This is a genomic window from Candidatus Hodarchaeum mangrovi (assembly GCF_975850365.1).
Genome location: NZ_CDLCQJ010000121.1, coordinates 1 through 9,124, shown reverse-complemented (window position 1 = coordinate 9,124; position 9,124 = coordinate 1). Strand labels below are relative to the sequence as shown.

Here is a 9,124-nt window from a genome sequence, read left to right as displayed (position 1 = left end):
ATAATGAAGAAACAATCGGATATACTGTTTCAGTTTCAGAGATGATCAAAGAAATTAATAAGGATCGTTTATTTCATGAAGAATCAGGGGGGGGAGTAACATTTTCAGGTGGAGAACCCCTCCTTCAAATAGATTTTTTAGAAGCTTTATCTGATTATTGTTGGAGCCAAGATATTGACACAACTTTAGATACATGTGGATATGCTGAATGGACTGATATTATACGAGTAAAAGATAAAATAACAAGAATTTATTATGATTTAAAACTAATAGATGATTTAGAACATATTAAACATACTGGAGTATCAAATAAATTAATTCTTGAAAATTTAATGATGCTAGATGACGAGAAAAATCAAGTAGTAATTCGATTTCCCGTTATACCCACAATAACTGATACAACTAAAAATATTGATTTAATTCTTAATTTTATGACTCACTTAAAACATACTAAAGCTGTTCATTTGTTACCATATCATAAAACGGGATTATCAAAATATAAACGATTAAGAAGAGATAATATTCTAAAAAATTTGGAACCCCCCTCAGATCATCAAATAGAGGTTCTTGCTCAAAAATTTCAAGATGTCGGATTTTCGGTAAAAATTGGTGGGTAATTAATGAATACACGGATAAAGCTATTAAGAGAGCAAAGTTTGAAAGCTATCCCCACTCTTGATCCTGAACGAGCCTTACTTTTAACAGAATTTTATAAAAATGAATTAGCAAGAGGAGTCTCGATTCCTGTTGAAAGAGCTTTAGCTTTTAAGTATATATTAGAGCATAAACATTTATGTATTAATCTTGGAGAATTAATTGTCGGAGAAAAAGGCTCTAAACCAAAAGCTACTCCAACATATCCAGAACTTTGCATCCATTCAACTTCTGATTTGAAAATACTTAATGAACGAGAAAAAATTTCGTTCAAAGTTTCTCCTGACACCGAGGGTCTTTACCAATTAATAATTATTCCATTTTGGAAAGGAAAGTCTATACGAGAACGTATTTTTCAAGTTGTTCCTTCTGAGTGGATTGATGCTTATGAAGCTGGTGTTTTTACCGAATTTCAAGAACAGCGTGCCCCTGGTCATACTGTTTTAGGGAAAAAAATCTACCAAAAAGGATTTAATGATCTCAGAAAAGAAATTAAAGATGAAATAGATAAATTAGATTTCTATAATGATCCTGAAGCTTTGGATAAACTTGAAGAGTTAAAAGCAATGGATATTGCAGCCGAAGCACTTATTATTTATGCAAATCGTTATGTTAAAGCATTACGAAAACATGCAGAAGAAGAATCTGACCCTGATCGAAAACAAGAACTGTTGCAGATGGCACAAAATTGTGAAAATGTCCCAGCTAAAAGACCTCAATCTCTTTGGGAGGCACTCCAGTATTACTGGTTTGTTCATTTAGGGGTCACGCTGGAGCTAAACACATGGGATTCATTTAATCCTGGTCGCCTTGACCAACACTTGTACCCATTTTATTTAAAAGGATTAGAAGATGGAACTTTATCCCCAGAGTTCGCTAAAGAATTATTGCAATCCTTTTGGATTAAATTTAATAATCAACCAGCCCCTCCTAAAGTTGGAGTAACAGCTCAAGAAAGTGCAACTTATACAGACTTTTCATTAATTAACGTGGGGGGTTTAAAAGAAGATGGATCAGATGCTACAAATGAAATATCCTTTTTAATCTTAGATGTCGTAGAAGAAATGCGGCTTTTACAGCCTAGCTCAATGGTTCAGGTTAGTAAGAAAAATCCTGATCAATTGCTTAAAAGAGCTTTGAAAATTATTAAAACTGGTTATGGCCAGCCTTCTATCTTTAATACAGATGCAATAATTCAAGAATTACTAAGGCAAGGAAAATCGATAATAGATGCTCGTAATGGTGGAGCATCTGGTTGCGTTGAAACAGGAGCTTTTGGAACTGAAAGCTATATTCTTACTGGATACTTCAACCTACCTAAAATTCTTGAAATAACCCTGAATAATGGGATAGATCCTTTAACAGGGAAATATATAGGGATTAATACAGGAAATCCTCATGATTGGCTAAACTTTGAGGATTTGTATAATAGCTTTGAAAAGCAGCTAAATCACTTTATTGACATTAAGATCAAGGGAAATAATTTAATTGAACGACTTTATGCAAAATATATGCCTTCACCCTTTTTATCATTATTAATTGATGATTGTATTAAGAATGGTAAAGATTATAACAATGGAGGAGCCCGTTATAATACCTCCTATATTCAGGGTGTTGGAATAGGTACAATTACTGATTGTTTAACTGCATTAAAGTATTATCTTTTTGATCAAAAAACCCTTACAATTAGGGAATATCTAGAAGCATTAAGGAAAAATTACGAGGGCTTTGAAGAATTACAAGATAAATTACGCTTTGAAACGCCTAAATATGGAAATGATGATGATTATGCCGATAATCTCGCGATTAGGGTATTTGAAAGTTATTTTAATGCGGTTAATGGAAGACCTAATATAAAGGGAGGTTCTCATCGAATTAATCTCCTTCCTACTACTGTTCATGTTTACTTTGGACAAAAGACAGGCGCTACCCCAGATGGCCGCTTTTCTAGTACCCCATTATCAGAGGGAATCTCTCCTGTACAAGGATCCGATAAGCAGGGACCTACAGCTGTAATAAAATCTGCCTCTAAAATTGATCATCTCAGAACAGGAGGTACTCTTTTAAACCAGAAGTTCACCCCACAATTACTCGCTACTGACGAAGGTATTTCTAAACTAGTTAATTTGATACGAACATATTTTCGATTAGATGGACATCATATCCAATTTAATGTAGTTGATGCTGAAACACTACGAAAAGCTCAGCAACACCCAGAACAGTACAGAGATCTTATTGTTCGCGTTGCAGGCTATTCAGATTATTTTGTTGATCTAACTCCAGAACTCCAAAATGAAATTATTCAAAGAACTGAGCATTTCATGCTATAAACAAAAGTTATACTTATACTTAGGTTAGAAATCTTTAGGTTTTTTCCTTTGGACATACCCATAGAAGCCAAAAAATAAAAGAAACAGAGCTAATGCCAATGAAAAACCGCCAATAACTAAATAGGTAATATCTGTAAGTGGAATTGTTGAGGAATAGAGTAGCATTATAATAGCAAGTATGAAAAATAAGAGAGACAAAATAAGGTTCACAAGAGCGTTACCTTTCATGTAACAATCAGAAGAGCAATATTTTCTTCCGATTCCTTTCCATCTTGATTCAGAAAATGTTCTTCCACAAAAATCGCATTTTGTCATAATAATTCTACACCAAAGCATTTTTGAATAATTTCGTTTATATTCTCTATCTAACCAATATATTTTCTATATGATTCTCTTTATTTGATTGCTCTAACCGTGAGATTTCTGTTCCAATCGTTACTCCATATAGGTTTATCTTAAGAGTCATAAATATGGTTTCTCTTGAGTTAGTGTCATTTAGTATGTTTCAGGTTATTTTTTCTAGGAATAAACTGTTCAGATTAAAAAACATCATCCATTACTTCAATAGTGACCAAGGAGGCAACCGTTGTATCTATAAATCCTTTATTAAAGGCATTAAATAATCCAATTTTTCCTTTTAATCCTGTACAATGACAAGGAGCTAATTTTTTAATGGGATATTGTTTTAATTCTCGTACTGTTTCATTTAACCTATTAGTAGACGCATCATGAAGATGTAATCCCCCAATAATTCCACTTATTTTACTAGAATTCGTTAGGATTTTTGTTTTCTCAATAGTGTTAATAATTCCAGAATGACAACATCCAGTGAGAATCACTACTGAATCATCTACTAAATGAAAAATTAATGAGAGATCATCAGGAAGTTGGTCTGGTACTTCTTTTCCGTCTAATAGAGTTTTAACTTCCTTAAGTTTGCCTGATAAAAGTTCAAAATTATTAATTCGTGGTACTTCACCAGTTGTCATTATCGATTCTGTAAATTTATAAGGTGATGTCGTCATCATTAGTTTTATCTGTTCATTCAGTTCTTCAGGTGAATTAACAAATCCTTGAATTCCTACATCTATTGATTCTCCCTTGTCTATCAACCATTTTGGTGAAAGAGCTTGGGGGTGGCAAATCAAAGGTACACGCTTATTTATTAAAGGGATAACCTCGATTAAGCCTCCAACATGATCCCAATGACCATGACTTAACACTATAGCACTTATAGTTGTCAGATCCACTTCTAATTTCTTAATATTATTCAAAATAGAAACTGCTGATGGCCCTGTATCGAATAAAATCTTAAATTCTTCGCTCTTTGAATGGACTTTCACTAGAGCTGAAAATCCACCTTCACCAAGAGTACCTGGAGGTCCAGAAACATTCTCGACTAGAATCTGAATTTCTAATTTTTGAATCGCTTTCAATAATTTCCCATCATCTAGTTTTAGTATTCATTACCTATTGTTTAAATACTTGAGATTCAAACACTGTCCATATTCATATATATAATCAATTTTTGATTAAAAAATGTAAGGAATGAATATGAAAAACCAATCTAAGACTAAATATTTCCTCTTGATTTTTCTAATGATGACCATAATCTCATCAATGACTCTCATAAAAGCTGGATACGGGACGGATCCAAGTGGGGATTCAGAAGTAGCAGATGTCGATATTGTTCGCCTTGACGTTGGGATTACACAACTTAAGATCACCCTAGTAAAAACTCCATCTCTTAATAATACTGAACATACATGGTATACTTACAATATTTTCGTTGATACAAGTGGTAGTGCATATCAAAGTACAAGTGATGAAGTTTGGGAATATTGTGCTCATTTTAAATGGTATTACAACAATGGTTCATGGCTAAATGATTCTTATTTTTGTGCATCTAGGTATTGGGTAAATGATAATTATCAGAAACAAACTGGTGCATGGTGGTGGAATCAACAAACTAAAACATGGGTGGCTAGTGATCCAAATCAGGATGTTGCAGTAGTTAATGCAAATACGATTTCATTTGATATTACAGATGCAATTCAGTACGAAGGGCCTGCGGGAACAGATGCGTTTAAATGGATAAAAGCTTTTGCAAATGGGGGAGTGGATTTAGTCGTAAAGGATACTGCTCCCAATAGTGGATGGATCGGTCAGAATGATCCTATAATATATCCAGGAAAGACCACAACAAAAGCTCAGACTACTGTATTTACCTTTGAATGGTTTATCTTTGCATTAATAATTTTAGCTGTTAATATTGGATTTCGTAATAGAAGATTGAAATAAAGAATACACTTACATGAGGGAGAGAATTTTTATTTCTCATTACGTAGTAGTCTTTTGTCTACTTTCCCCACAAGAGTCAAAGGTAATTCCTCTCGGATTTCTATAAACTTAGGGACTTCATAAGGAGCGACTTTAGTTCTAATCCAGTCTATTAATTCCTGTTTAAGCATTTCTGGGTTTTCTTTCTTATAATGATGATCAGGAGAAATTGTAATATAGGCTTTAACATATTCTGATCCTGGTCTTTCAGGATTTGGTACACCTATCGTTGCAGCCATTTGAATAGCTGGATGTTCTGAAAGAACATTCTCTAATTTATTGGAAAATACTTTGAATCCACCAACTATAATCATGTCCTTAGTTCTATCAACTAATCTAAGGTATCCTTCTTCATCAAAAATGGCTACATCACCAGTATGAAGCCATCCATCCTCATCGATGGTATTCATAGTTTCCTCTCGCTTTTTCCAATAACCTTTCATTACCTGTGGTCCTTTAACTAAAATTTCACCTGGTTCTCCAATTTTAACTAGTTCTTTGGTTACAGGTTCAACAAGTTTAATATCTGTGTTCATGAGAGGTAATCCTATTGTTCCCAATTTTTTGACTCCACGATAAGGATTCATCACTGTTAAAGGAGAGGTTTCAGTCATTCCATACACTTCAAGTAATTTTCCTTTTCCAACGATTGCTTCCAATTCCTTCTGGGATTCAACTGGAAAAGGTGAAGCTGAAGAAATACAGGTATCAAGGTTAGAATGATCTAAGGTTTTAAATTTAGGATTAGCTAAAAGCATTTGATAAAGGGATGGGACATTAACTAAAGCAGTAGGTTGATATTTACCAATTAGTTTACATATAAGGTTTGTATCTCGAGGGTTAGGAACCAGTAACTGAGACCAACCCAAGTACAGACAATTTTCACAAAAGAACAAGCCTGCTACATGAAAGAATGGAAATCCAGATAATGCCATACCTTTACCTTGTTCCCAATTTAACCATTTTTGAACCATTATTAAATCTGCCATGATATTCCGGTGAGACAACATGGCACCTTTAGGTGGACCAGTAGTTCCTCCAGTATAGATGATAAAAGCAAGATCATCAGGACTTATGGTGCTGTTCGGTAATAAGGAGGAGTATTCTTTCGCTCTAATAACTTCAAAAAAATCTTTAACAATTTTCCCATTAAGGGGGGTTACATTCCCTTTAGGAATCTTTTTTGTAAGTTTGCCTAAAATTTGTTTATATTTTGGTAGAAAATCTCCGATATTGGTCGTGACAATCAGTTGTAAAAATTTTAAATCTGCTGCAATTTTAGCTAATCTATTTTCAAAGATCGCATCCAAGGTAATTATTGCTTTTGCTTCTGAATCATTAAGTTGATATAGTAATTGCTCCTCAGAGAGAAGAAAACTAACTCCAGTGACTACACAGCCAATTTTTATGGCTCCTAGAAAAGCGATGACAAATTGAGGGATATTAGCTAAATTGAGTCCAATAACATCTCCCTTTTTTAATCCAGTCTCAAGTAAAAAATGAGCAAATTTATTTGAATAAACATCTAGTTCACTAAATGTTAATTCTACTCCCAAATATTCGAGTGCTAATTTATTTGGATATTTTTCGAATGTTTCACGTATAGCTTGAGGGAAATTTGTTTCCCAGAGGCTTGGATCAAGATTTTCTATTCCTATGTCATATGATTTCGTCCAAAATCGTTCCTGATTCAATTAATAGTCACCATTCTTTCGATTTGGTCTAATGGGTATAGGTAATTCATCCAATTATATTTCTTTATAATTTCTTTGTTTCTTAATTTCTTTAATTCCAATGAATACGATTCACGAGATAACTTTCTTCTTTGCAATGACCATCCATTCATTATATAATTTACCAACATAAAAGAAATCTAAAGCCAAAATATTTAGAAAAAGGAATAATAAAGGCTTAATAGTAAAAACAGTACCATTAAACAATATATGTAAATTGACACTCGTAAGTGCTATAAAGAGTATCCATTTATGAAATAATTTAAGAGTTTTAGGTTTCATGAAGAGTTTAAATGCAATAGCAATACCAATAATAACTGCTAGAATACCAAAAAATAATGTCAAGTAAGCTAAATATAATCCCAAGTCATATCTTGTTACAGGCAATGTTGTAAGGTCTTTGATGATTCTGTTAAATGCATTTAAATAGGATTCAAATACTAAAATCTCCCATAATGACTTTATATATCCATGAATAGTCATAAAATGAAAAATAAGACCAAAAAATGGTATGAAGCCCAAGATACAGTGGATCCATCTTTCTTTTTTTAATAATCGTTTTCTTACTATTGGCAAAGAAGAATAAAGGGTAAAATAGAAAAAAATGAATGAAATATATCCTATATTCCTAGCTAGTTCAGTCAATGGAGTGATGAAGGGAGTTGATTCCATGAAAAATTCAGGGGTTAAACCAACAGGTATGATATAAATGGGAGTAAACGAATTTGATAAATTCAGGCATAAATTTACCTCTGATTCGTAAAACGCTCCTATCACTACTGTCCCTAACTTCAATGCTGCACAGTTTAGATAGATATTTTGTGCAATCATACCGATATTGTACATGAATAATTTATTGTAGTAGCTTGTATTTATCTGATCATTAATCCAAGTAGTATTAATAGAGAGAATAAGATCCAACTGGGCAGTTTCAACCCATTGTTGATTAAGTGCTGCTATTTTTAGTTCCTGTTGTACATTTTCAGAAGAATATTGAATGAGAGAGTTATTTTGAAGATAATAATAATATTGTCCAGTAGATAATCCTTCTACACTCCCTATTGCACATCTTATGTCAATTTGTTTTTGACTCCCTCCTAAAAAATTTATTGTTGTACTATCGTATAATAAATCAGTTAATGTAACAAGGGGTATCTCTCCTTGTATGTAATCACGAGTAGATTTTCTTTTTGCAATTGCTTCTTCTACTGATAGATCGTTTTCATTACATGATTTCAAGCATTCTATTTTGGGCAAAATCATATTTGAAGTATTCATTCTCCCTACAGGGAGGATTAGTAAAGGTTCTAAGGTAGTATCCAATGAATGTTTCATATATTTGCTAGTAAAATTCGAAATCACCCATGTGTTCAATTCGAGAGAAACTAATTGTAATAAAAAATTCTGAAGTGCATGACCCACCTCTAGGTGAACATATTGAATGCCCCGATACCCATATCGATCAGTTGTCCGAGAATAATCTGCTAAGATAATGAATACGGTGTTAACACGAAATATTGTTTCACGATCCTTATCATTTAATAGGGATATTAGGAAACTTTCATTGTAGAGGGGATTATAAGGTTGTAGTGCATGATTAAATGGATTATAGCTGTAAAGACCTGTTTTCAACTGGGAAGCTAATCTTTGGATAAGATATATTGTTAATGGATAAGTTGCCCCTGCAGAGGGAACCGTCCGAAAACTTGGACCATGAGTGATTCCTTGAAGAGCCCATAACAATTGACCGATCTCATCTAGTGGGAGAATTGTTGATGTTAAATTAGAACTGATTTTTGACTGATATATTGCACTTTTTAAGGATATATTGCCTGAAAATTTAGGGGATGGTAAAACAAAATCATTTGAAGGTAGAGGGAAGAGTTGGATACCAATAACAAATATTGAACCAACAAAAATAATAATTACTAATCCAAATTTTAGTTTGATTATGTCTTTATACAAAAAGGTCATCTGAGAAAACAGCCTTACTCTGAACTTTTTGAATCTTTAGATTGGTTCTCAAATTCGATTTAAAAAATTCTCGTAAAAACTAATAATTGTTTT

General features: G+C 33.0%; 7 protein-coding genes. 3 read left to right on the top strand and 4 right to left on the bottom strand.

The annotated features are described in order from the left end of the window. Positions 1 to 617, top strand: a 617-nt coding sequence (locus tag ACWVCY_RS11865; RefSeq protein WP_455143042.1) for a glycyl-radical enzyme activating protein, incomplete at its 5' end; no start/stop codon positions are given. A gap of 3 nt (positions 618 to 620) precedes the next feature. Beyond that, complete coding sequence (gene hypD, locus ACWVCY_RS11860; protein WP_455143041.1) at positions 621 to 2,984, top strand: trans-4-hydroxy-L-proline dehydratase; 2,364 nt, start codon at positions 621 to 623, stop codon at positions 2,982 to 2,984. A 24-nt stretch (positions 2,985 to 3,008) separates the two neighbouring features. On the opposite strand, the gene ACWVCY_RS11855 is transcribed toward hypD, so the two are convergent. Together ACWVCY_RS11855 and ACWVCY_RS11850 are read right to left on the bottom strand one after the other, a co-directional pair. Continuing rightward, positions 3,009 to 3,299 (bottom strand): hypothetical protein, encoded by a 291-nt coding sequence (locus ACWVCY_RS11855; RefSeq protein ID WP_455143040.1) that lies wholly within the window; start codon positions 3,297 to 3,299, stop codon positions 3,009 to 3,011. Positions 3,300 to 3,523: 224 nt separating this feature from the next. Continuing rightward, a complete protein-coding gene (locus ACWVCY_RS11850) occupies positions 3,524 to 4,420 on the bottom strand; it encodes an MBL fold metallo-hydrolase (RefSeq protein ID WP_455143039.1) in 897 nt (298 codons plus the stop codon). Between the two features lie 163 nt (positions 4,421 to 4,583). Between ACWVCY_RS11850 and ACWVCY_RS11845 the strand changes: the two genes are divergently transcribed. Beyond that, complete coding sequence (locus ACWVCY_RS11845) at positions 4,584 to 5,285, top strand: hypothetical protein (protein ID WP_455143038.1); 702 nt, start codon at positions 4,584 to 4,586, stop codon at positions 5,283 to 5,285. Between the two features lie 29 nt (positions 5,286 to 5,314). On the opposite strand, the gene ACWVCY_RS11840 is transcribed toward ACWVCY_RS11845, so the two are convergent. Then, positions 5,315 to 7,018 carry an AMP-binding protein gene (locus tag ACWVCY_RS11840; protein ID WP_455143037.1) on the bottom strand — a complete coding sequence of 568 codons (1,704 nt, stop codon included), beginning with the start codon at positions 7,016 to 7,018 and terminating at the stop codon, positions 5,315 to 5,317. A 111-nt stretch (positions 7,019 to 7,129) separates the two neighbouring features. Then, on the bottom strand, positions 7,130 to 9,031 hold the full coding sequence (locus tag ACWVCY_RS11835) for a SagB/ThcOx family dehydrogenase (protein ID WP_455143036.1): 1,902 nt from the start codon (positions 9,029 to 9,031) through the stop codon (positions 7,130 to 7,132). Positions 9,032 to 9,124 lie beyond the last annotated feature (93 nt).